We start from the raw sequence: 23,456 nt of genomic DNA, 5'->3' as shown, positions 1-23,456 counted from the left end.
CTAACATATTTAATCGCATTTAGACGGCTTCTGACGAAAGGAACGCTTGGAGACGGCGATAAATATCTGTGATTTCTTCCAGCGACATGCGCACCAATCCACTAGACGAGGGTGCCACGAATTCATGCATTTCAGGGATTAGCGGTTCAGGCTGGAATCCCCAATCTGCTTTGGATTTTTTACTATATTCGGTGTACACGCCTTTGCCGACAAAGCAAGCGACCTTCGGGCGGTACTCCATAAGCTTCGCATGCAGCTTCAGACGTCCTTCGGCGTATTCCTCTCGTGTAATGTCCTCCACTCCCCTAGTGGGACGAGAGACAATGTTGGTAAAACCGTAGCCTAGCTTTAGCAGCTCTCGATCTTCCGATGGATCGTACAAGCGAGGCGTCAAGCCAGCCCCCTCCAATATGCGCCAAAAGCGGTTGCGTGGATTCGCATAATGATGCCCTACCTCGCCTGATTTCAAGCTGGGGTTAAAGCCGATAAATACAACGGATAATCCATAGTCGAGATGATCGTCTACCTCGTGCAGTTCAGTCCCTGGCTCTGTCATCGGCTCCCTCCTTCCTCAAACCATATCCAGCGGCTGCTTTCTCGTTGGCAACGGAAAAGCTTCGTCTATTTGTTCAAGTTGTTCAGGGGTGAGCCGAATGTTTGCTGCCGCTGCATTTTCTCGTACATGCGATTCTTGCACAGCCTTGGGGATTGCCCACACATCACCGTCCCGTATGACCCATGCGAGTGCAATTTGCGATGGTGTTACCCCATGGCTGGCAGCAATGTCTAACATAACGGGATGCTCCAGCAGCCCCCGTCGCAGGCGTCCACCTTGGGCAATCGGGCAATAGGCCATTACAGGTACCCCATGCGTACGGCTCCAAGGGAGCAGATCATATTCGATACCTCGTGAAGCTGCATGATACAGCACTTGGTTGACAGCACAGGCTTCGCCCCCACTCAGGCTCCATAACTCCTCCATATCGAACTTGTCCAGATTGGATACGCCCCAGTTACGGATTTTGCCCTGCTCACGCAGTTTTTCCATGCCCTGTATTGTCTCTTCCAGTGGAATATTCCCGCGCCAATGCAGCAGGTACATGTCCACATACTCGGTTCCCATCCGGGTTAGGCTCGCTTCACAGGCTTGAGCCAATCCTTGACGGTCCGCATGATGGGGGTAAGCTTTGCTGACGAGATATACATCGTCCCGGCGGCCCCGAATGGCTTCCCCGACGATCTCTTCTGCGCCGCCTTCCGCGTACATTTCAGCCGTGTCCACCAGCGTCATCCCCAGCTCGAAGCCAAGTTGAAGCGCACGTACCTCCTCCTGCCGGAGCGAGGCTTTTTCACCCATATTCCACGTGCCCTGTCCGATGAGGGGTACTTCACGACCGTCCGTCCAGGTAATCGCATTTTTCTTATGTTGACTTTGACCCATATACATTCCCTCCCTAGGAGTTTGGTGTCACAGGCTTGTCAAATACATGACTCTGCGTCCAGTGCTGACCACCATCCGAAGTGGTATACATAATTGGAGCCTTCTCTGAATCCGAGAAAATAGCCCAGCCTTCCTTGGCATTGGCCATCCCGATTTGCTGATTGCCATAACCATCAAAGCCTTGCTTGCCGTTGTTCCACGTCTTGCCACCGTCATGGGTCCAACCAATCGTATTAGGCTTGTCGCACGGTGCACAGTAGCCTCCCATCAATGCGGTACTGCTGTTAACAGCATAGAGCATGCCTGGTGCTGTCCCTCCATTTTTAGGAACCTGGTTGTCCTGCTGGCTAACCCCTGGTGCCGGGCCGCCGCCAGCGGTGGAATTTGCCAGTACAATGTCCCAGCTTTGTCCACGATCAGCAGTATGCCAAAGCGAATACGATGTCTGATTCATCCCCGTGTCTCCAACCAGTTCAATCCATGCATTGCCCCGCTCTACCGAACGAATAGTTACTCCGTTTAGAGGCCCTTCGGTTGTTCGCGACATGACGGTAGTCCAATTTTGGCCCCCGTTAACGGTATGTAAAATCTGGATCGAACCTTCTGTTTTCTGAGCTACCGCCCAGCCGTTTTGCCGATCATGGTAATATGGTTGCCCTACCGTGTGACCAGGAACGGGGAGCGACGACCAGTTTTGCCCTCCATCTTTGGTATATTGGTTGCCACTGAATCCTTCTTTGGAAGATACAAAGTGTAAGAATCCCGCTTGTCCTTGCTTAGGCACAGTCCCGACAGCTTCCCAACGCTTACCGCCATCGGAAGTTGCCAGCAATGAACCGCTATCTTCCATAACAGCCCAGGCCTGCTCTCCATTCAAGGCAAAAATCTGTTGGACTGTACCCTGGCCTTGATACTGCACATTCCAAGCCGAACCGACTGAGCCAGATGCAGCCGCGTCTGTTCGGGCAATCCATCCATTACCGCCGATCCAGCCGGATCGGCCGTCGATCAATCGCAATGCAGTAATATTGTCCATGCGGACCTTTGCTATATTAGCGCCTGTCGAAGCCTGCCCTCCTGTTTCCACTGGTTTGCCAGTGCTAGACGGGGTTGTGCTATTTTTACCGTCAGAAGCAGTTTGTTGTTCCGGTGTAGCTACAGCGGCTCCCGAACCTTTGACTTGTGCCGATGCAGAATCCTTTGGTTTGTTCTGAGCCGGTTGTCCTGTCTTTGAACCTGTTTCACAACCTGCTGCCACTATGGCTACGGCGAGCAAAAGCACCCAAACCGATGTTTTTTTCTTCATTTTTGTTCATCCCCTTATGTTGTTGATATACCTGCTGCGCGGGTCATTGTATTCACAGCAAAGTATACTCTATGTATTACCCTACTGTACTGGTTTCACTCTTATGGTGAAACTACGATACTGTCTGTATGCGATCATCCATATAGGATTACGAGATAGGATTACGAGTTTACAGGAACAAAGCCACCCTTTTCGATAGCCTGCGTTCCTGCTTCGCTTTGCAGCCATTCGAGTAATCGTTGCATAGAAGCACGTGGTTCCTCGCCTTCGCGTGTAACTACAAACAGTTGAGCTGTGAATGGATATTGTTTCGAACGAATATGTTCTTTGTCGGGCACCACTCCGTCAATAGATAAAAATTTGACCTCTTGACGATTATGCATCACATTTGCAAAATAATAAAATGAATAACCGAGCGCATTATGATCCTTGTTAAAATCAGCAACTGCATTAATCATTTCACCCATTATACCAATTCGGAGTTCCCGAGGCGGTTCAGCCATGTCATGACCTTTCATCACTTTCTTCTGCATGTAGGTTTGGCTCCCTGAATTTTCCTCACGCTGATAAGCAATGATCGGCTGATTCTTTCCCCCTACTTCACTCCAGTTACGAATAGATCCTTCATATATGCTGCGCACCTGCTCCGAAGAAAGTCCGTCAACCGGATTGCTTTTATGTACGAGAAAAATAAATGCATCCCACCCGATGGGTGTGAGCTTCATTTGGATTCCCCGACTTTTCGCCAGACGCAATTCCTCATCAGATGGACCCGCCACCAGGATCAGATCCGCCCTCTTTTCAATCAGATTGACATAAGCCTGATGTGTTGTGTTGAATTTCAGTTCGTGGGCCGCACGAACCCTGCTCATTCCGGTCAATTCATGCAGCATATCCTGCGCGAATGGAATGGCCGCTGTAGCTCCATCGACTACCGGAAAATCCCTCTCCGCAATGTACGGACGTTGAGGAAGCATGATCGTAATCACCAGCACAATAATGAGCGCAGCAGATATTGCAGCTACAACCCATTGCCATCTATGGTCCACCTTTCCTTGCTTGTCGGTCACCGCTGGGTAACGATCTACCCCAACCCCGACTACCATGCCAGCTATGGGTAGCAGTGAAGTCAGCAAAAACCAAATTCCACTACGCTGTGTGTATAACCCCAATACCTCCAGTACAGGTTCCGCCCAAGCATGATAGAGTGAAAAAAACTCCCACGCTCCTCCAGACATTTCGGCAAGTTGGCCACCAGATCCTTGTATTCCGATAATCCACAACCACAGCCCGCATAATAATGATGCTAGCCCCGTTAGCATCAGCGGAAGCTTATGCATGCTGGACATACGTGCACTCAAAGCACCATAAGCCGCAAAAATGAGACCAACCAGCCATGCATATAGCAGCAATACTACAATCACGGTTATATCTGTCACACTTTCGTGCCTCAGCAAATACTGCACCTGAGGTACTACAAGCAGACTCCAAATAACATTAAACATGACTGAAAACAATCCAAACATAAACGTACCGACCAGCCATGGCCAAAACCATGCGATCCGCACAGAATTGCCCTCTTCTGGCTTGCTTATAACTCCCTTTGGTTCAGACATGTACATCCCCCTATATCTTATAAATGAAAATGAGCCTGTCAGCCATTGCTTCTTCATTGTACAATTATGGTAAAGATTAGTATACGAAAGGATGGTAAAAATGTCCTTAACCGATCAGCCAAACCATACATCAGATGCTGCATTGCTCCAAAAAGCACACGATGATCTGTGGCATTCCCTACAACCCCTTCCCAGCGACGAAGCACTCAAGCTACTTCACAGCTTTGCAACACAGGTAGCGTTCTATCATGAGAAAAAGGACAAGGAGGAGGACTTTAAAAGTTACCTCAGAACCCCCTTGCCCTTATAGCAATAGCCATTGGTATTTCACTGCCAACCGCCATGTGGCTTCTGATCTTGTTCTTACCCTAATATGTATAACCAAAAAAGCCTCTCCCGCGGGAAAGGCTTTTTGGTATCGAATCCTCTTTATATTGCTCTGGCATGGATCAAAAAACGATGTTGCTTCACGTCCCAGTACCCATCACGTTTAATATCCAAATACAGACCATACAGCTGTTCTATATATTTCTCTAGCTGGAAGTCTGCAATCTGCCATTCAATTACTTTTAAGTAATAGACAATCGCTCCAATATCGTAAAATCGCTGTGTCGGAAACTGCTCCCGCTGCTCTACGATTTCAAAACCATTGCTTTTCAAACCTGCAAGTGCTTTAGAAAGAGTCCAGTCCGCATACACGTAATCAGGCGCTCCCAATCGTGCGTTAATGCCTGCACAATCCAGGCCTCCCGCCTGTTGAGTCAAAAACGTACCTCCTGGACGCATAATACGGCGCACTTCCGCTGGCGAAAATGACTCATGCTTGTTCAGCACAAGATCGAACCCGGCATCGCCAAACGGAAGGGAGTCGTCATCATGTATAGCCATCACGCGCACACCCAGCGGCTCCAATCTTGCCTTGGCGATAGGAACGTTCGGTGCATATGCCTCTGTCGCACAAACGATCTCTGGAAAAGGGCGTAACCGCGACAATAGCTCTCCCCCGCCTGTGCCCATATCCAGCATCGCTTTGGAGGAATGAATCAATGCCAAAGCCTTGCTGGCATAAGACCAGTCCAAAGGCTCGCTCGCCACTCGTCCCGTATCCGAAATGAATGAAAAATCCCATCCGGAAAATGGCTGCCCATGATGCTCCAACAACTGTAGAAATTCACGGTCTCCTGTATATTTCATATTTTTTGCTCCTCCACTATTGGACTGTACATAATTGAACTCTTCTCTTTATATGTTCTACGTTGTATCTCTCTGTGCCTTTATGATGTCAGCCCTGATGTGGAGGAGCTCTTGCTCGTCGATAAGGTTGTTATATATCGTGTCCGAACCATCCCATGTTCATCTACCTCCGTCCATATGCTATCCAAACCAGATCATGTCCTTCGTTAGAGCTTAAGGAACTGCTGGTAAAGCCTTGGCAAGCTCCGGTGTCATATCGTTTGGAGTAAAATAGTAATAGCCTGTGTGGGGATCTGAACTAAATAAAGGTTTGATCTTGACCTGAACCAGGTAAGTGCCTTTCGCCATATTTGGAGTAAAGCTATTAGATCTACGCTTTTCCAGTACAGTGCTCCACAGCTTCGGATCTTCAATCGTTATTGCTTTGTACTTCTGTTGGATGCTTTTAAATAGTTTATAGTCGTCAATATACTGATTGGGTTGATAAGGTTCAAGCTCTTCAGCAATAATAGGAACAGCCCGTATCGAAAAAATATCCTTGGAATCAATGATCACCTTATCCGCATACCCCTTTTGCTCTAGCCAACCTGTAAGCTTGTGGTAGGAAGCCGGCCAATTAAATGAAATTTCACGCTGCCATCTCGGTTCGTTATGGGTAGAAGATGATTCTTTATTTGTAATAGAAATACTCCCCAATGGATATTCCTCTGATTGCATTTCGCTATAACTCATATTTAGTACTTCTTCTCTGAGTATATCTTTAAATTCACGAGTTTCTTTTGGATTGGTTAAAACCACTCGTCTTTCATTATCATCTACGGATTGGATATTAATCGTCTCCGCTTTTTCTTGCAGCTTATCCAGCTTGTATCTTACCGTTTTATAAGGCTCAGCTCCCATCACTTTAGCCAGCTCTGTCCGGAAAGGCTTCTCCGGGAATGTATAGCGCCGAGTCATGGTGGAACCATCATCCAAACGGTAGACTATGAATGCCGATTCGACGGCCAGGTTTTTGGACAATGTTTTCTCGCCAGCTGCATGTGCACGTACGAGTTCACGATGTAAATTCAGCACAGAGGCGATATAGGCCCTGTCTTGGGAGTAATAAGCTTCTGTCTGTGCATCCCCCCCTAGAGGTTCCTCTCGTCCGACATAAACTTTTTCTACGGAGTGTGCTGTTGGAATCCGCCCCTCATAACCCAACCAACCTGATATCGGGATATATAGTACCAGCCCCATGATCACACCGTACACGACCATTTCCACCAAAGCTCGAACACGCACAATTTGCCACGTCTTGCGGATGACCATTTCTACAACGATATAGCCTAGAACAGCTCCAAGTGCATACCCAAAAATCGACCAATTTGCTGCTCCTCTTGTACCTGCATTATAAAAATAATCGCCTAGTATAAGCATGGCGCACAATGTGACTCCTGCCTTGAACAAAGGCTGCAAGAAAGGAAATGCTATGGCCTGAGTCGCCTTCTCGACCAAGCGTTTACGATACAAACCATAACTCAAGGCAACAAACAACAGAGAAACACCTAAATAGGCAAGTAGCTCCATGTAGGAAAAGGCACGCTGCGGCAAGTTGTCCATAATGCGTACAAACGGCGATAAGTTTTCCCAAACATTATTATTGCTGCGAAACTCCCCACCATTAATATATTGAACGACGGTTTCTCGCACCCGCACATATCCGTATAAATTACGTTCCAGAAAACGCCCTATCATCATGAATAGAAACTGAGGCAATAGGAGCAAAACATACACTACTACGGTCTGTAGCAACGATTGTCCCACGCAAATCCCTACAAACACAGTAAAAGTAAACAAGAAAATCGTAAGGACGGACACGACCAAAGCCCACGATCCAACGTCATTAATTTGAAAAATATAAGGCAGTTCGACTGACGTGTTAACCCAAGCGGTTACTCCCGCAGTCAGCCATACAGGTACAAGTAAAAGAATAAGACCGCTAATTACATGTGATGTTAATAAATGCTCTCTACGCAAAGGTAGGCTGTGATACAAATCGGATGGCCCCTGTCGCTGAACAAAACGAAGCAGCATCACACCTGCCAGCACGGGTACGGTCATTAAAATTAATTTTTGCAATTCATTACCCGAGTTAGTGCTATCGAACAAGCTTTTTAAAACCACTCGTGGCTGTTCATCACCAATGCTCATAAACAATGGCAGTAGTACTGTAAACAGCAATCCTACCAAGTACAATAGACCGATCCAGCCATGCTGTCTCAGACATTGGCGAATTACGCCGCCGCTACAGAAGAATCGGTTGGATGTCATAACCTGCGTCCTCCATTTCATAAATGAAAATTTCCTCAAGCGTCAGGGGCAGCAAATCGAAGACATGCGGCTCATACGCTTCAATCGTCTCGGTAATCCGCTCTCGCTCACCCCGGATAATAAGCAGCAGAACACTGCCCCTTCGCTCCTTATGTACGACCGAAAGTTGACCACAGACAGCTTCCTCATGCATGCTGTCCCGAAAAGCAACCTGCACCTTATGCGTATCAGATTTGAGGTCGTCAACCTCTTTTTCCAGCAGCATCCGTCCTTGGTGCATAATGCCGACATGATCACACATATCTTCAATCTCACGCAAATTATGAGATGAGATTACGACAGTCATCTCACGTGCAGCGGTTTCTTGGAACAAGAGATTTTTGATCATTCTACGCATCACCGGGTCCAGACCGTCAATGGGTTCATCCAAAACCAGCAGCTCAGGCATACAGCTCAAGGCAAGCAAAAAAGCGGCTTGACGCTTCATCCCCTTGGAAAAACGGTGAAGCTTGCGCTTCGGGTCCAGCTTGAAAATATCTGTAAGCTGTTTGTAACGTTCCTCACTCCAACTTGGATAAATGGAGCGGTAGAACCTGGCCATCTGACGAATTGTCGCTTGCGGGAAGAAATAGGGGGTATCCGGCAAAAACAGAATGTGCTGCTTGACTTCAGGCTGCTCATATACCGGCTGTCCCCCGATTAACACCTTGCCAGCATCGGGTCGATAAATTCCGGCAATGATTTTGAGCAAGGTTGTTTTCCCTGCCCCATTCGAGCCCAGTAGTCCAAAAATGGAGCCCTTCTTTACCGTAAGGGCTAGCTGGTCAACAGCTTTTTCTTCTGTAAATGTCTTTGTGACTTCCCTTAATTCAATCAAGGGACATCCCCCTTTCCTTTGTTTGCATAGCTTCCACGTATATGTCGTCCACTTCCTGCTGTGTAAAACCGAAATGGACAGCTTCGATCATCTGTTTTAACAATGCCGCCCGGATCTCGTCTCGCTTTATTTGTTGCGGCGGCTGCTGGGTAGGCGTGACAAAGCTGCCTTTGCCTTGAACGGAATAGATATATCCTTCACGTTCCAGCTCGCGATACGCCTTCTGAATCGTATTCGGATTCACCGTAAGTTGAGCGGACAACGCCCGTACAGAAGGCAATTGCTCATCCGGCTGAAGCGATCCGTACACGACCATTTCCTTGACCTTTTCCATAAGCTGCTCATAGATCGGCTTGCGGCTGCGGATATCCAGCTCGAACATGGACTTCCTCCTTTCAACACTGACTCAAATTCAATTTATATAGGTCAACTGTTCTAACTGTACTATCATTAATAGTACAGTTAGAACAGTTTGTCAATCTTTTCTTTGCTGCTTTCTTACAGAAATAGCCGTGATGCAGGTTGCATCACGGCTATTTCTTTTTAGCCTTCCTTTGAATCATAAGGCTGATCACGGTCTATATTCGCAAGCGTCTGCCCCTCTGGCAGCTTTAGGTCCAGCTGGAATCGGAATGTTGCTCCTCTGGCCTCATCGCTGTCCACGCCAATAGAGCCCCCCATTAGCTTGACCAGATTTTTGCAAATGGACAAGCCGAGGCCTGTCCCTCCATATTTCCGGTTCAATGCCGGATGAAGCTGGGAAAAAGGCTGAAACAATAGATGCTGACGATCTGCCGGGATGCCGATTCCAGTATCGGTTACACTGAACTCAATCAGGCATTTCTTTTTACGGCGGCTGTAGGCCTTTCTCTCCACAAAAATATTTACACGCCCCCGCTCCGTAAATTTGATCGCATTGCTCACCAAGTTCACCAATATCTGTCGGATACGCACATGGTCACCGACCAGCATCCCTGGTATTTCCTGATCTACATGCCATTCTAGCTGGAGGCCTTTTTCCATAGCCTGCGTCATGAAAAGGTCAGCTACACTGCCAACCACTTCCCCAAGCACAAAAGACTCATGCAGCAATGACATTTTGCCAGCTTCGATTTTGCTCAAATCCAGGATCTCATTCAATATCTGCATTAAAGCGTTGCTACTGCTGGTAATAATATCAATATAGCTGCGCTGCTCCTCATCTAATTCGGTGTCTGCCAGCAACCCTGCCATACCTATAATGCCATTCATCGGTGTACGCAGCTCATGACTCATCACAGACAGAAATTCAGACTTGGCCCGATCGGCACGTTCGGCCGACTCCTTAGCCCGAATAATCTCCTTTTCATTCGTCCTGTCTACAAAAACCATCACAGCTCCTTTTCGCTCACCGTTATCCATCAAAGGGCTGATTCGGTAGGAGGCCAGAAAACTGGACCCGTCTTTTTTCCAAAATACAGCTTCCTCTGCCTGATAAGAAGCGCCGCTGCGAATCGCTTGCAGAATAGAAGCCTGCTCGTCTGGAAAATGGCTGCCTATTTCGTTAGCATGGCGAATCATGTCTATACATGAACTGTTCAGCGGATTGGCTGAGCCTACGCCGAACATCTCGACAGCTGCCGGATTCATAAAGCGGACATGTCCTTCGGTACTCAAACCCACAATTCCTTCGGATACCGCATTCAAAATGAGCGAATGCTCGTTGCTGAGCTTTTCAATTTGAGCGATGTAGTTTTTAAGAGGGGTCACATTTTCTATAATCCCGTAGCAGCCTACAATGTCCTCTTGCACGAAAATCGGGATATGAGTCATCTTGATGAATAGACGCTCCCCCTCCTTATGTATGAATTCCGATTCATAGGTTTGTGTCTCCCCCTGTCTGGCCAGTTCCATATGACGCTTGATTTTGTCCTGTTCCTCAGAGGAAGCCATTACAAGGAGTTCAGATCCAAGCAGCTCATCCCTCGTATAACCCGTAAGCTGCTCCAGACTTGGATTCACACTCAAAATATGACCTTCCATATCCATAGCGCATATCCCAAGCGGATTATGCTGGAATAGGGACTTATAACGGTTTTCACTTTCACGAAGACGCTGCTCGATTTCCCGGTGCTCTGTAACGTCCTGTATCATTCCGACCACTTGAACAGGCTTGCCTGCCTGCTCGTCCATCTCAGCTTCCCAGATCGAACGCAGTACCTTCTGTTCCCCAGTGGGCAATACGATCCGGTAAAAGGTTTCTTCGTGAATTCCCTTTAAAATAACGTTGTTGATAATCTGTTTCATCCGTTCTGTATCTTCAGGATGAATCGCCTTCATGAAGGCGTCAATACTTGTTTCAACCGGCTTGACGAGATAGCCAAATATGCTGCGAAATTCCTTGGAAAAATGCATAACATTGTTGACCAGATCCCAATCCCAGGAGCCGAACATCGCCAACTGTTGAGCTTTGGCCAGGTTCTCCTCGCTCTTTTGTCGCTCTGTGATATTCCGGCCAATGGACAGAACCCGCTTGATTTTGCCTCGCTCATCCCGAATAACGCGGAACGATACCTCCAGCCACAAGTAGTGCCCGTCCTTATGACGGACACGCCGCTTCATGATGCCTGTTTCCTTGAACATTCCATGTACACGCATGTAATCGGCATCTTCGACATGGTAAAATTGCAATCGTTTTTTCCCAAGCATCTCCTGTTTCGTATAGCCAAGAAGTTTTTCCACCGAAGGAGAAATATATTGAAGTACGCCGTCTGCCGTGCTGTAGGAGATGACATCCGGCGTATTTTCGGTAATCAACATGTACAAATCCTCATTGTCCGAAAGCACCTGCTCCATGTCCTTTTTCTCCGTGATATCCATTGCATACGCAATCAAATAAGACTGCTCGGTAGCCTCATCATCAAATATGGTTAATTCCAGCGCTAGCCAGACGGTTGTTCCCCGTTTATGCTTTAAACGCAGCTCTGTCTTGTAGACTTGATCCGTTGCCTTTAGCCAGCCTGCATAGGCCTCCCTCAACCCTTGCTGATCCTGAGCCTCATGATACAAAAGATGGTAATATCGGATATCCAGTAATTCCTCCTGCTCATATCCGACCATTTTGCAAAAGGCGGGATTGACGTACAGACACTTCCCCTCCCTCGACAAAATCACGATTCCTGTCGGGGCATGATTATACATATGTTCCAGCAAAGGCAGTCGCCGAGCAGCAGAAAACACAATGAATCTCCTCCTTTGTGGTTCGGCAGTTTTTCTAACTAGCCCTATTTTAATATGAAAGTAATTAAAACATATATGCACAAAGATTGCCGATGCAGGTTCATCGGCAATCTTTAGATTATTTTTTTATACCACCCGGCTAAGAAAATGACGCAAAAATCGCTCTGCGTCTACTTGAAGCGCCACATCTACCGTAGTCGGTGCTTGAGCTTCACTCTCAGTCTAAGATTAACTTTTTGCCCATGAACCCTCCATTAGTAGAACAGCATTCTTTTTTTTCATTATACACAATTTGAATGCTTATTCCCTTGGTCATCGAATTCTTTATTCGAAGACGTTAAAAAAAGGCTACGGCAGTTGTGCCGCAACCTTTTTAACCATCCATTTCAATTACTCAAGTGTACAATGCAAATTCCACCTACATCCTAGGCTCGATTCCCCATACCAGCTTATCGTTGTGGAACAACGTAACTTTGTTCCATTCAGCATAAGAGGTTTTGGTTGGATCGAAAGAGTAGTCATTGGATTCATTCAGATTAGACCAGTCGCTATGGTTCATGCGGATCTGAATATCACCTGTTTGCGCCCCAGCAGCAAGCGTACCGGCAGCAGCACTGAAACCGAGTTCAATATACTTGTCTGTAATGGTACGCAGTACGTTATCATTACCTACTTGCGCCCAGTCTACCGCAGATTGCAGCTCTTGGCTGCCATCTTTTGTGAAGTAGTAGCGGATTTTAAGCTCACTCAGCTTCACCGGTGTTGTCCCTTTATTTTTCAGGTTAAAAAAAGGCTTGGCCGCGTTATTCGCTGGATCGGTGTCCCCGGCCCGATACATGACAACCAAATCACCTGCTGGCTCTGTAGGATCAGTAGGGTCGGTTGGATCGGTCGGTGTACCTTTGGGTTCAGCGCTTACCGTTGCGGAATCCTTACTTGTTCCTTTTGCATTCGTAGCACTTACAACATAGAAGTAAGTTGTTCCGTTCGTCAGCCCTTTATCCGTGTACTCTCTTGCAGTAACAAGAGGTGCAACGGTTGTAAAAGGACCTGCTTCGCTAGTGGCACGTTTTACCGTGTAGCTGTCGGCACCAGTAGACGCATTCCAAGTCAGCGTTACTTGGGCATTACCCACAACAGCCTTTAAGCCTGAAGGTACAGCTGGAGCTGTAGGCGCTGGGTCTACACCACCACTGGAAGGCACGATTGCAGGGTACGCATTTTGTACCAGCATTACAAACTGATCATGGAACCATGCTCCTGAAATAGGTGCATTCGGCAAAGCATCCGTTAATGTGCCATCCTTGGTTGTATAGGTAGGATCACACATACGGTCAAAGCCTTTGCCCTCATCGTTCGGAATGAGTGAACTGGAACCATCGGAATCCCCTGGAGGTTTCGCCCAGACATAGGCATCGATATGGCCAGCTGGAGCCGTTTGTGGCGGTGTTCCCATCCCTGCTCCGCTGCTATTACACCAGTTACCACGGTGCGAACGTTTGTCCACACGACCTGAGTTTACATAGGAGTTAATATCATTGCCGACTGCGGAAGTCGGACGGTTAGGTCCCCCCCATCCATTACGGCCGGTATCAATTAACATGCCGAGCGAGCTTGGCCAGCCTGCATTGACAAAATCTCTATGCAAGGACTCTGCGAAATCCGATTCATCGAAATTAGGATTCCATTCGTAGAATTTGGACGATTTGATCGGCTGCCCGCCAATATTCAGGTTGGGATCAGGCAGATTCGGTTCTGTCAACGGTGAAGTATTGGCTGTATTCGTGATAAAGCCATCCACACTGGACAAACCTTTGCTAGTATCTTTGAAGATAGTGGTAAACAGAGATACCGTTGCTGCACGGTTGTTATCCCAACCTAACCAGCCAGAGTGACCGATATCCACGTATTTGTACACATTCGGAATCTCGTTCAGCTTATTCATTGTGTATTTAACGCCAGCCTCATAAATTCCTGTAGATTTGGCTTGTCCACATTGGGGAGTATCCAGATTGGTTACCAGATTTGGCAAACTGTCCGGTTCAATGATCGCTACGATGCGAATATCCTTATATTTGGGATTCGCAAAAATAGAAGCGATTTTGTCAATATAATCCTTTTTGTACGTTTCCAGACCTGCCTGAGTCAACGGCAATTCACCATTGGAAGCCAAGGCATGACAATCTCGTCCGGGCAGATCATACACAATGAATTCCGCAGTAATCGGCATGTTGCCTTTCTTTTGCGCCAATACTTGGTCCAAATGCGCTTCCAAGCCAAGCTTGCCCCCACCACCGTTAATAGCAGCAATACGATCAAGCCATACGGCTGTCGGGAACGTTTTGACCGTTTGCATTTTTGCCTTCAGGTTCGCATCTGTAACCTTGGCAATCGATGTGTCGACACTAGCCGCATAATCAGGGTTAACATATTTTGTCGCTCCTTGGTAAGGATTATCGACATGGGATTCTGCATGTATTTTATCCGTAAATCCTGCACCTGGTAGAAAGCTGCTTGCGACGAGTGATAGCGCAAAAGCATACTTCATTCCTTTACGAAGCACTTGCTTTGTTTTCAATTGCTTCACCTATCTTTCCGTAGATTTTGTTAATCTTCCTATGTCGGCACCTGATTGTTATATGATTAAATGTGTGTTACGCCTACTCTCTTTCCACAAAAAAGTGGCGTTCATAGCTGTAAAAGGTAAGCGCTTTCTATTTGTTCATACGCTTACATTTTCCCCTTTTTGTCACCTCCTATGTTAGATTATAGTGAGCTGGAAATCTCCTGTAAATTGAATAAATTAAGGAGTACATTTATTAATTAGGGCTATGAATTGCCACAACGACGGTTCGGGAAGGCCTCTTTTTTTCTACGATCCGTTCTATCTTTTGTTGAACTTCCCTACTATGATAAGCTCTCAGCGGATTCAAGGTCGACAGTCAAAAAGTCGAATCCTAAAAACAAGACTGTATTCTTTAATTTCCGTCAGCCCAAATCGACAATGATAAACCTCACGTTACTAGCTACGCTAAAATCGTTAAAACTATCGACAGCAAAAAGAGTGTTCCAGGCCTACGGCCATGAAAACACCCTTTTATCGTTGTACAGTCCACCTCTGCTCATAAACAGGTCCATAGAATGAGCGTTACTGCGATTGTACCAAGTAGCTGTTACGCCTTGCTGTTCTGTACTTTTTCGCGATCCTTGCCTTTGTCGGATTGTCCTGCATTTTTATTGGCGGCATCCCGATCCAGTTGCATTTCTTCAACCGTCTTCACCTTAAGTCGTGCTGCTCCCTCATAAGGCCGGGTTGGAATCAGATCGCCTGCAGCCAAACGTTGGCGCGCCTCGACAATCGCTGCTCCGTATTGCGGCAACCATGCTTCCTGTGCCACCAGCATTTCATCGACCATCTGCCAAATTTCTTTCGGATTACACACCGCGCCCACTAACGGGTCCATCATAAACGCTTGGCGCAGCAGCTTATCGTCACCATGTACAGCCGCTTCGACAGCCAAACGTTGGACGGAAATACTAACATTGCACACGGCAGCAGGACCGAGCGGCAGTTCTCCAACTTGCGGCATAGAAATGCCGTTCCGATCCACATATCCAGGAGCTTCAATAATCGCATCGTCCGGTAAGTTGGAAATTACACCGTTATTCACGACATTAAAGTGCCCCCGATATACACGCCCTGTTTCCAGGCTTTCGATAATGTATGAGCCGTGCTCTTCACCGCGATTTTCCGTCTTGTACTCCAGTGGGTCTTCCTTCATCCAGTTGGGGAAATCTGTTTCAAACCAGTTGCGTCCTTCCGTACATACACGCAGATAGCCGCCTGTCTCTCCGTTGATCCAGCTCCCCAGATCAATCCAGTCCAGAATTTCGCTCGGACGCTTCCGATACCAAGGCACATATTCACTAAGATGACCATTCGATTCTGTGCTGTAGTAGCCAAAACGACGAAGCATATCGATGCGTACCTTTTCAGTGCGGCTAAATTCAGGATGTTGTTCAAAAGCCTCCAGCAGCCCTGCTGTCAAATCCTTGCCTTTATGCGATGCCTGGACGTACCATGTTTGGTGATTGATTCCGGCGCATACAATGTCCACATCCTGCTTCTCCAGACCGTACACCTCGGCAATTTGGTGATGCCCATTCTGAACGCCATGACATAGACCAACCGTACGCACACCCCCGTACTTGTTGCAGGCCCAGGTCATCATCGCCATGGGATTCGAGTAGTTCAGCAATAGTACATCCGGTGCACTTAGCTCGCGGATATCCTTACAAATCTCCAGTATTTCAGCGATACCACGCTGACCATACATGATGCCTCCTGCACATAGTGTATCGCCCACGCATTGATCCACACCGTATTTTAGCGGAATATCCACATCGATCGCAAAGGCTTCCAGACCGCCGACACGGATTGTACAAATGACATATTTGGCATCCTTCAAAGCTACTTTTCGATCCGTAGAGGACTGTATTTGTATGGACAAACCATTTTCACGAATATCCCGCTGGCACAGTTCAGTAACCATATCCAGATTGTGCTGACTGATATCCGTAAAAGCTACTTCAATATCGTTAAACTCCGGTACCGATAACAGATCTCGCAAAATTCCACGGGTAAAACCGATGCTTCCTGCTCCAATAAAAGCTACTTTAAATGACACGGCATTCAACCTCCGGTAATTAGAATTGTAATATACCGTCATTGTAGCAACATGCCAGTAGAAAGCGTTATCAAAATCATGACCAGATTCGTACTTAAGTGTCAAAAATCCTAACTTTCGCATCAACAGATACTGCTTGCCTTGACGATAGCTGCGAATGCTACTTCTATTGCTGTATAATGAGTAGAGTATCTAAATATTCCCAAAGGAGCAGGACATGTCAAACCGTAAATGGACATTTATCCTTATCCCCGTCTTGCTGCTATTTGGCTGGCTGTTGTTTCAGTTCACTCTGTCTTCTTTTCAAATTCATCAATTTGCTGAACAATTGAAGGCGGTTTCACCAAAAGACAGGGGTTCCGATACCAAAGTGGTATTGATATCACAAGAGTTAGATAATTATTACTGGCGGTCCATCGAACAAGGAGCTCGAAAGGAAGCGAAGCAGTACGGTATGCGGCTCGATTATATCGGACCAGACCGCATTAATCCGTCCGAGCAGATCAAATTGCTGGACAAAGCCATCGCCAGTAAGGCGGATGCCATTTTAGTACAAGGGATAAATGATCCGGAGTATCGCCGGTTAATCAACAAAGCGGCCGGACTTGGCATACCTGTCATCACGATCGATACGGATGAGCCGGACTCCCGGAGGCTGGCTTACGTCGGAACGGATAATGAAGGAGCAGGAAAACAGATGGGCGTGCTGTTGGCGAAGGCTTCTGGAGAGCATGGCGACATTGGAGTGATGATCAGCAACGAGCGCGTTGAGAATCAGCGACTCAGGCTTGCCGGCTTTCGTTCCGTGATCAGCCGCTATCCCAATCTCCACATTGTGGAGATTCGCTCCTCCAATATTTCACGGCTTCAGGCAGCCCAGCAAGCTCAGAACATGCTCACCCGGTATCCGCAAATCCGCTACATGGTCGGATTCAGTGCGCTGGACGGCCTTGGCATTCTGGAGGCTTCAGAACGGCGCGGAGCGCAAAACTTACAAATTTTTGCTTTTGACGATATGGCCGAAACTTTGAAAGCTATCAAAGATCGCAAAATCGAACTGACCATTGTGCAACAGCCAGAGGAAATGGGGGCCAAGGCCATAAAATTGCTAAATGATTATCTAAAGGGGAGCCATCCTCAGGAATTAACATACACCAGAGTATATGAAGTGCATGCAGATACTTCCGACGACAAGTCCGGAGATGACAGACGATGACGATCAGAAAGAAGCTGCTTCTGTTCATCCCTCTTTTAGTTGTGTTTGCCAATATCATCGCTTATTTTGTATTCCAAAGCGGAAAGGTCGTACAACAAAGCTACGATGAAATGCTTGGCCGCATTCTTCTCATCGAGCAAACCTCCGAAGCGGCGGAGAGCAACTTAAATCTCCTATATGCCTTTCTACTCAATCCAAGAGGCGATAAGAGTGTGCAGGGACCGACAGAATACCAATTAAAGCAGTTGAAAGGCAAAATACAGGATGTCTCCGACTCGACCGACCCTTCTTTCGCCGAGGAGGACTACGTGAATCTGTTGTCCACATTTCTGGAACAGAAACAAGCCGCCGTTCTGGATGCAAAGGCACAAGAGCCTCAATCGGCTTTTGAACATTATATTGAAGCGGAAAAAACCGTCAGCTATATTCATGAGGAGGGGCAGCGACTGATCGATGCTGAACTGGCTTATTACCGGCCGATCATCGAGAACATTCGGAACAAGAATGAGCAAATGAATGGATTGGGAGTGGCATTGTTCGGCATGAACGCGCTGATGGGGGTTTTGCTAGCAATCTGGGTCTCGCGCAGCATTACCGTTCCTGTCGGCAAACTTGTCGGACTCGCCAAGCGGATTGCCACAGGTGATCTGGATATCAAGCCCCAACCGCGGCGGGATGACGAACTAGGCGTATTGGCAGACGCCATTTCGCAAATGTCTGCTGACTTGAGCATCCTCATCGAAAAGGATAAACAGAGTCTGGAAATGCAGCGGCTTGTAAAGGAGCTAGAGCTGCTGGCCCTGCAAAATCAAATTAACCCACACTTTTTATTCAATACCTTAAATGTGCTCTCCAAACTGGCGATCCTGGAAGGGGCGGAGAAGACCAGCGACCTGATCGTTTCGCTGTCCAATCTATTACGGTACAGTCTGCAAAAGCTGGACAAACCTGTAACGCTCAAGGAAGAACTGGATCATATAGGCGAATATGTAACCATCCAGCAGGCACGTTTCCGGGACCGAATTCGCTTTGATCTTCACTTTGACGCCTCTGTACTACAGCAGCAGATTCCGGCCCTGACGATCCAGCCGTTGATTGAAAACGCCTTTCTTCATGGTGTGGCAGATATGGAAAACGGAGCTATTATCACATTGATGCTGTCGAGAGTTGACCAGGATGTGCAAATCGAAATTTCAGACAATGGAAAAGGCATGGCGGAGGAAACCCGACTGTCCGTGCTTCGTCTTGAGGGCAGAGCTGAAAGCAGTAGTTCAACGGGACTTGGAATGCAGAACGTGTTTAGGCGGTTGCAGTTATTCTACGGAAAAGAAGGAATGGTTGAAATCAGTAGCAGTACCGGACGAGGTACTACCATAACAATACGAATTCCAGTCAAGCAGGAGAGTGAGCAGACGAATGTATCGGTTGTTAATCGCGGATGACGAGGCTTTGGAAAGGGAAGGACTGGAATTAACAGTGGAACGAGCGATGCCAGGGGTATTCCGGTTTATTCATGCCGGCAATGGCCGCATGGCAATCGAATGTGCGGAGGAACACCGTCCCCATATTGCCATTATGGATATCAATATGCCCGGAATCGACGGGCTTGAGGCGCTTCGTGAATTAAAGGAACGTCTTCCCGATACCCGATTTGTGCTCGTCACTGCCTATGATTATTTTGCCTATGCCCAAGAGGCGCTCTCTTTGGGCGTAAAAGAATATATTCTGAAGCCGGCAAAGCGAGAACTCATCATCGGCACACTGAAACGACTGATTGAAGAAATTGAGTGCGAGAAGCGGACACGTACGGAAGAATTGGAACTTAGGCACAAAATTTCACAGCTAATGCCGCTCGCGGAAAATGAGCTGGCCCTAATGCTTATGGTCGACCAGACGGTGGATTCGAGTGCTTCCCAGCTGTCGGAATGGCTGGACTTCCCTCTTGATCAGGGAAGCGCCATCATTACCGCCTTTGACGGATATACGGACGAGCAGGATAAAAAGAAAATTTACGACCATTTTCGAAGCTATGTAAAAACACATGGTCCAAATTCCATTGTAAGCTCCTTGATTGACCATCATGTAGCCGCTTTTTTACAAAAGCCGTCTACTACCAGCCAAGACGACTGGCGGCAACTGATTAAACACCTTGTTCAGCAGCTCTCCGAGCTTGCTCACCAGCAATTTGGCATCAAGGCGGCTATTGGAATCGGATCGCTGCATAGCGGCGAGGAAGGACTTCGCAAGTCCTATTTCGAAGCCGTTTTTGCCTCTACCCTACGCAAGCGCGATGGAGGTTATTGCTACTTTGACGAACTAAAGTCGTCAGAGACTGGAAATGCGTCCGTGCCTGCCGTCAAAGCGGAGAAAGGAATGCTTCAGCAAACGTACGTCATATCAGCACTGCAACGGATACGCGAACAGCGAGAGGTTCAAACACACACTATGCTGGGCAGGGCAAAAATGTATATTGAGGAACGGTTTAACGATGATCTTTCACTGGAAGAAGTGGCTGATTTCGTCCATTTGAATCCTCACTACTTCAGCAAAATCTTCAAGCAGGAATACGGAGAAACGTTCATCGACTTCGTAACCCGGCTAAGGATTGATAAAGCTATTGCTCTGATCAAGGAGGGCAACCTTGCGCTTAAGGAAATCAGCTTTGAAGTGGGTTATAAGGACCCGAACTATTTTAGCCGCGTCTTTAAGAAGATAACGGGCGTTCCTCCTACAGAGTTCAAAGGCCAAAAATAGCAGAAATTCATCCATGTCGACCCTCGACATGGATTTTTTTAAGCTCAAATGACAAGGTAATGCTAGCTTCGGTCCCTTCATCTCTAATTCGGGAATCGAAGTCAAAATCGTGCATGAAAAGGTCCGTTTATTGAAGACGATCACCGACCTTTCTTTTGAAGGTGCGTGTTATACTTCTCCTCGAAGAACGGAATGAGGTTCTAGGAATCTGAGGGGAGATGATCATATGGGAGTAATCATCCATAATGAAAGCGCTAAACAGAAAGCGCTTCAATCAGAAAAACCCAGTATGCTGTTTGTGACATTGGTGTCCATCGTAGCTGCTCTTGGAGGCATACTGTTCGGTTTTGATATCGCGGTTGTTTCGGGGGCAGTTGAATTCCTACAGCAGCGTTTTTCGCTGAGCGAATTTCAGGTTGGATGGGCGGTGTCGAGTCTGATTGTAGGGAGTGTTACAGGAGCGGCTCTCTCTGGCTACATGAGTGAAAGGATCGGCAGAAAAAAGGTATTGCTGGCTGCCGGATTTTTATTCGTTGTCGGCTCGATTTGCTCTGCGATTCAAGATTCGTTCACCGGGTATGTTATCTTTCGCATGATCGGCGGCGTCGGCATAGGAATCACTTCCACCATTTGTCCGGTGTATAACGCAGAGATCGCTCCCGCCAAATACCGAGGCCGTTTGGTTGCTTTAAATCAGCTGGCCATCGTAACGGGCATTTTCCTGGTTTATTTTCAAAATTCGTGGATCGTCAGCTTGGGGGATGAAGCCTGGGGTGTTTCAACCGCCTGGCGTTGGATGTTCGGAGTGGGAGCCGTTCCCGGACTAATCTTTATGCTCTTGATGCTCTTCATACCTGAAAGCCCGAGATGGCTGATCAAACAGAATCGACCTTATGAAGCGTTGCCGATTCTGCTAAAAATTCACGGTGAAGAAGCCGCTAAGCAGGAAGTGCGTGATATCAAGGAATCGTTCAAAAATGAAAACAACTCATTCAAACAATTGTTCACGCCCGGTATTCGGGTCGCTCTCTTTATCGGTATTGCGCTCGCTGTTATGCAGCATATCACCGGCATCAATGCCATTTTGTATTATGCGCCAGTTATATTTAAAGGAATGGGACTCGGTACGGATGCTTCTTTGACCCAGACTATCTGGATCGGGTTGATCAATGTGTTGTTTACCATCGTGTCCGTCTGGCTGATCGACAAAGCGGGACGAAAAGTCCTATTGATGATCGGCACCTCGTTAATGACCCTCTGTTTGATCATTATTGGAGCCGCATTCAAAATGGGGTTAACCACCGGACCACTCGTGCTAATCATGATATTAATCTACGTGGCCTCTTACGCTATATCGCTTGGACCAATCGTATGGGTTATGATCTCGGAGATCTTTCCAAACCGCATTCGCGGCAAAGCAGTCGCCATTGCTTCGATGGCATTATGGGCCGGCGATTATCTGGTGTCCCAGGCATTCCCTCCCCTGCTGGGTTCAGCCGGTCCGTCCAGTACCTTTTGGATATTCGGAGCCATTTCGTTGTTCGTCGTAGTCTTTATATGGCGCCAGGTTCCCGAAACCAAGGGGAGATCACTTGAACAGATGGAAAATATGTGGCTCGGAAAATGACACTATTTTAGCTCTCAAGAAGCCCCACACGTGTTATAATGCTTGAAATCACACAGCCTCTGAGTTCATACCGACCTAATCGGTAAGGGTTCAGAGGCTTCTTGTTATTAGCTCCCTCCCCCCTCCTCCCCATAGTTCCTCACATCGCGCTCGACGGCAGAGCGGTATTCAACAGGGGTTTGACCTGTGTGCTTTTTGAACAACATGTGGAAATACTGTCTACTGGCGACGCCAACATAATCAGCAATTTCTTGTATAGGAATGTCCGTTTGCTGAAGCAGCATACAGGCCTTGTCCATTCGCAGCATCGTTAAATATGCGGTAAGCGTTAGCCCTGTATGTTTTTTGAAAATTCGATGCAAATACCCCGGGTGCAGATTGACGGCCGCGGCCATGTCCTTGACTGCAATATCCCGATCATAGTTCAGATGAAGAAATTCAATGCATCGCTTGATGTACAAATCTGTTTGCTGCGTATTGCTGCGCTCTGCTTCTTCCCGCAGACGTGCAATTCGTACGAGCAATTGCATAAAAAGCATTTCTGCCATGGCACCTGGCTGTTCTTTACGTTGATCCAGCTCCAGCACGAGACTTTTCAGCGCATAATATACCTCTTCCGGGTCTGATAGCACCAGATACGGGAATGGACGTGACATAAAGGCCGTAAGCTCCTGTTCCTCTGCTGCTATTTGTTGGATAGACGGGCCTACCCTCACTCCTTCCTTAAAGCCAAACTCTACATTCAGCATCCGGCACGGTTGTTCTCCTTCCACCACCAACCGATGTGGGACACCTGCGTCCAGCATAATAAACTCGCCTTTGCGAAGTGTAATGCTCTCTTCCGTATCTTCTCCGGTTTGTACATCTACCCTGCACAAGCCGGAAATCATATACATGATCTCAGTGGAATGATGATCGTGATAAGACATCGTATAGTCACGCCATTGCTTGTAATAGTAAGCAAAAAAACGGGGAATATAATCCCCGTCCCGCAACCCTGGCTCAAACAGGCTTCCGTTCATCCCCGCACCTCCGCGAAATAGATCAAGCTAATATGGCAACGTATATTACATTACGTAATCCTTTACTCTGTGTAAACCATAGTTGAAATAGGGGCCATTGTAAATAAAAATACAAACCTGACGAGCCAAGCTCATACGGAACTAGTCTCATTATGCCGGATTTACCTATTAGGCTTCCGTTGT

16 protein-coding genes are annotated in these 23,456 nt (G+C 47.3%); 4 read left to right on the top strand and 12 right to left on the bottom strand.

Translation table 11 applies throughout. The annotated features are described in order from the left end of the window. Positions 1-19: 19 nt before the first annotated feature. The 11 genes from FKV70_RS01110 to melA form a co-directional block, all read right to left on the bottom strand. Positions 20-556 carry a mismatch-specific DNA-glycosylase gene (locus FKV70_RS01110; RefSeq protein ID WP_142611561.1) on the bottom strand — a complete coding sequence of 179 codons (537 nt, stop codon included), beginning with the start codon at positions 554-556 and terminating at the stop codon, positions 20-22. A 15-nt stretch (positions 557-571) separates the two neighbouring features. Next, positions 572-1,441, bottom strand: coding sequence for an aldo/keto reductase (locus FKV70_RS01105; RefSeq protein WP_142611560.1), 870 nt, complete (start codon positions 1,439-1,441; stop codon positions 572-574). 13 nt (positions 1,442-1,454) lie between these two features. Further along, positions 1,455-2,747 (bottom strand): WD40/YVTN/BNR-like repeat-containing protein, encoded by a 1,293-nt coding sequence (locus FKV70_RS01100; RefSeq protein ID WP_142611559.1) that lies wholly within the window; start codon positions 2,745-2,747, stop codon positions 1,455-1,457. Positions 2,748-2,908: 161 nt separating this feature from the next. Then, a complete protein-coding gene (locus tag FKV70_RS01095; protein ID WP_142611558.1) occupies positions 2,909-4,363 on the bottom strand; it encodes a PstS family phosphate ABC transporter substrate-binding protein in 1,455 nt (484 codons plus the stop codon). Positions 4,364-4,792: 429 nt separating this feature from the next. Next, positions 4,793-5,557 (bottom strand): class I SAM-dependent methyltransferase, encoded by a 765-nt coding sequence (locus FKV70_RS01090; protein WP_142611557.1) that lies wholly within the window; start codon positions 5,555-5,557, stop codon positions 4,793-4,795. 213 nt (positions 5,558-5,770) lie between these two features. Beyond that, positions 5,771-7,870 (bottom strand): DUF6449 domain-containing protein, encoded by a 2,100-nt coding sequence (locus FKV70_RS01085; RefSeq protein ID WP_142611556.1) that lies wholly within the window; start codon positions 7,868-7,870, stop codon positions 5,771-5,773. Then, positions 7,845-8,747, bottom strand: coding sequence for an ABC transporter ATP-binding protein (locus FKV70_RS01080; RefSeq protein ID WP_142611555.1), 903 nt, complete (start codon positions 8,745-8,747; stop codon positions 7,845-7,847). Before FKV70_RS01080 ends, FKV70_RS01085 begins: the two co-directional genes overlap by 26 nt. Then, positions 8,740-9,129, bottom strand: a complete 390-nt coding sequence (locus tag FKV70_RS01075) for a GntR family transcriptional regulator (protein ID WP_142611554.1) — start codon at positions 9,127-9,129, stop codon at positions 8,740-8,742. Before FKV70_RS01075 ends, FKV70_RS01080 begins: the two co-directional genes overlap by 8 nt. A 161-nt stretch (positions 9,130-9,290) precedes the next feature. Then, positions 9,291-11,966, bottom strand: coding sequence for a PAS domain S-box protein (locus FKV70_RS01070; protein ID WP_142611553.1), 2,676 nt, complete (start codon positions 11,964-11,966; stop codon positions 9,291-9,293). A gap of 418 nt (positions 11,967-12,384) precedes the next feature. Continuing rightward, positions 12,385-14,553: a glycoside hydrolase family 6 protein gene (locus FKV70_RS01065; protein ID WP_142611552.1), complete on the bottom strand. Its 2,169-nt coding sequence runs from the start codon at positions 14,551-14,553 to the stop codon at positions 12,385-12,387. Positions 14,554-15,139: 586 nt separating this feature from the next. Continuing rightward, positions 15,140-16,654 carry an alpha-glucosidase/alpha-galactosidase gene (gene melA / locus FKV70_RS01060; RefSeq protein ID WP_142611551.1) on the bottom strand — a complete coding sequence of 505 codons (1,515 nt, stop codon included), beginning with the start codon at positions 16,652-16,654 and terminating at the stop codon, positions 15,140-15,142. A 217-nt stretch (positions 16,655-16,871) separates the two neighbouring features. Between melA and FKV70_RS01055 the strand changes: the two genes are divergently transcribed. The 4 genes from FKV70_RS01055 to FKV70_RS01040 all read left to right on the top strand — a co-directional run bounded on the left by FKV70_RS01055 (position 16,872) and on the right by FKV70_RS01040 (position 22,251). Next, on the top strand, positions 16,872-17,870 hold the full coding sequence (locus FKV70_RS01055) for a sugar-binding protein (RefSeq protein ID WP_142611550.1): 999 nt from the start codon (positions 16,872-16,874) through the stop codon (positions 17,868-17,870). Further along, entirely contained in the window at positions 17,867-19,312 is a 1,446-nt protein-coding gene (locus FKV70_RS01050) for a sensor histidine kinase (RefSeq protein ID WP_142611549.1), read from the top strand. The genes FKV70_RS01055 and FKV70_RS01050 overlap by 4 nt, the downstream gene beginning before the upstream one ends. Then, complete coding sequence (locus FKV70_RS01045; RefSeq protein ID WP_142611548.1) at positions 19,287-20,624, top strand: response regulator; 1,338 nt, start codon at positions 19,287-19,289, stop codon at positions 20,622-20,624. The genes FKV70_RS01050 and FKV70_RS01045 overlap by 26 nt, the downstream gene beginning before the upstream one ends. Before the next feature lie 226 nt (positions 20,625-20,850). After that, positions 20,851-22,251, top strand: a complete 1,401-nt coding sequence (locus FKV70_RS01040; protein ID WP_142611547.1) for a sugar porter family MFS transporter — start codon at positions 20,851-20,853, stop codon at positions 22,249-22,251. A gap of 107 nt (positions 22,252-22,358) precedes the next feature. Here the strand turns inward: FKV70_RS01040 and FKV70_RS01035 are convergent, their stop codons facing one another. Beyond that, complete coding sequence (locus tag FKV70_RS01035) at positions 22,359-23,273, bottom strand: AraC family transcriptional regulator (RefSeq protein ID WP_142611546.1); 915 nt, start codon at positions 23,271-23,273, stop codon at positions 22,359-22,361. Positions 23,274-23,456: the final 183 nt, after the last annotated feature.

Source organism: Paenibacillus ottowii (assembly GCF_006874425.1).
GTDB classification, from domain to species: Bacteria; Bacillota; Bacilli; order Paenibacillales; family Paenibacillaceae; genus Paenibacillus; species Paenibacillus ottowii.
This window is presented reverse-complemented; position numbering and strand designations above follow the sequence as displayed.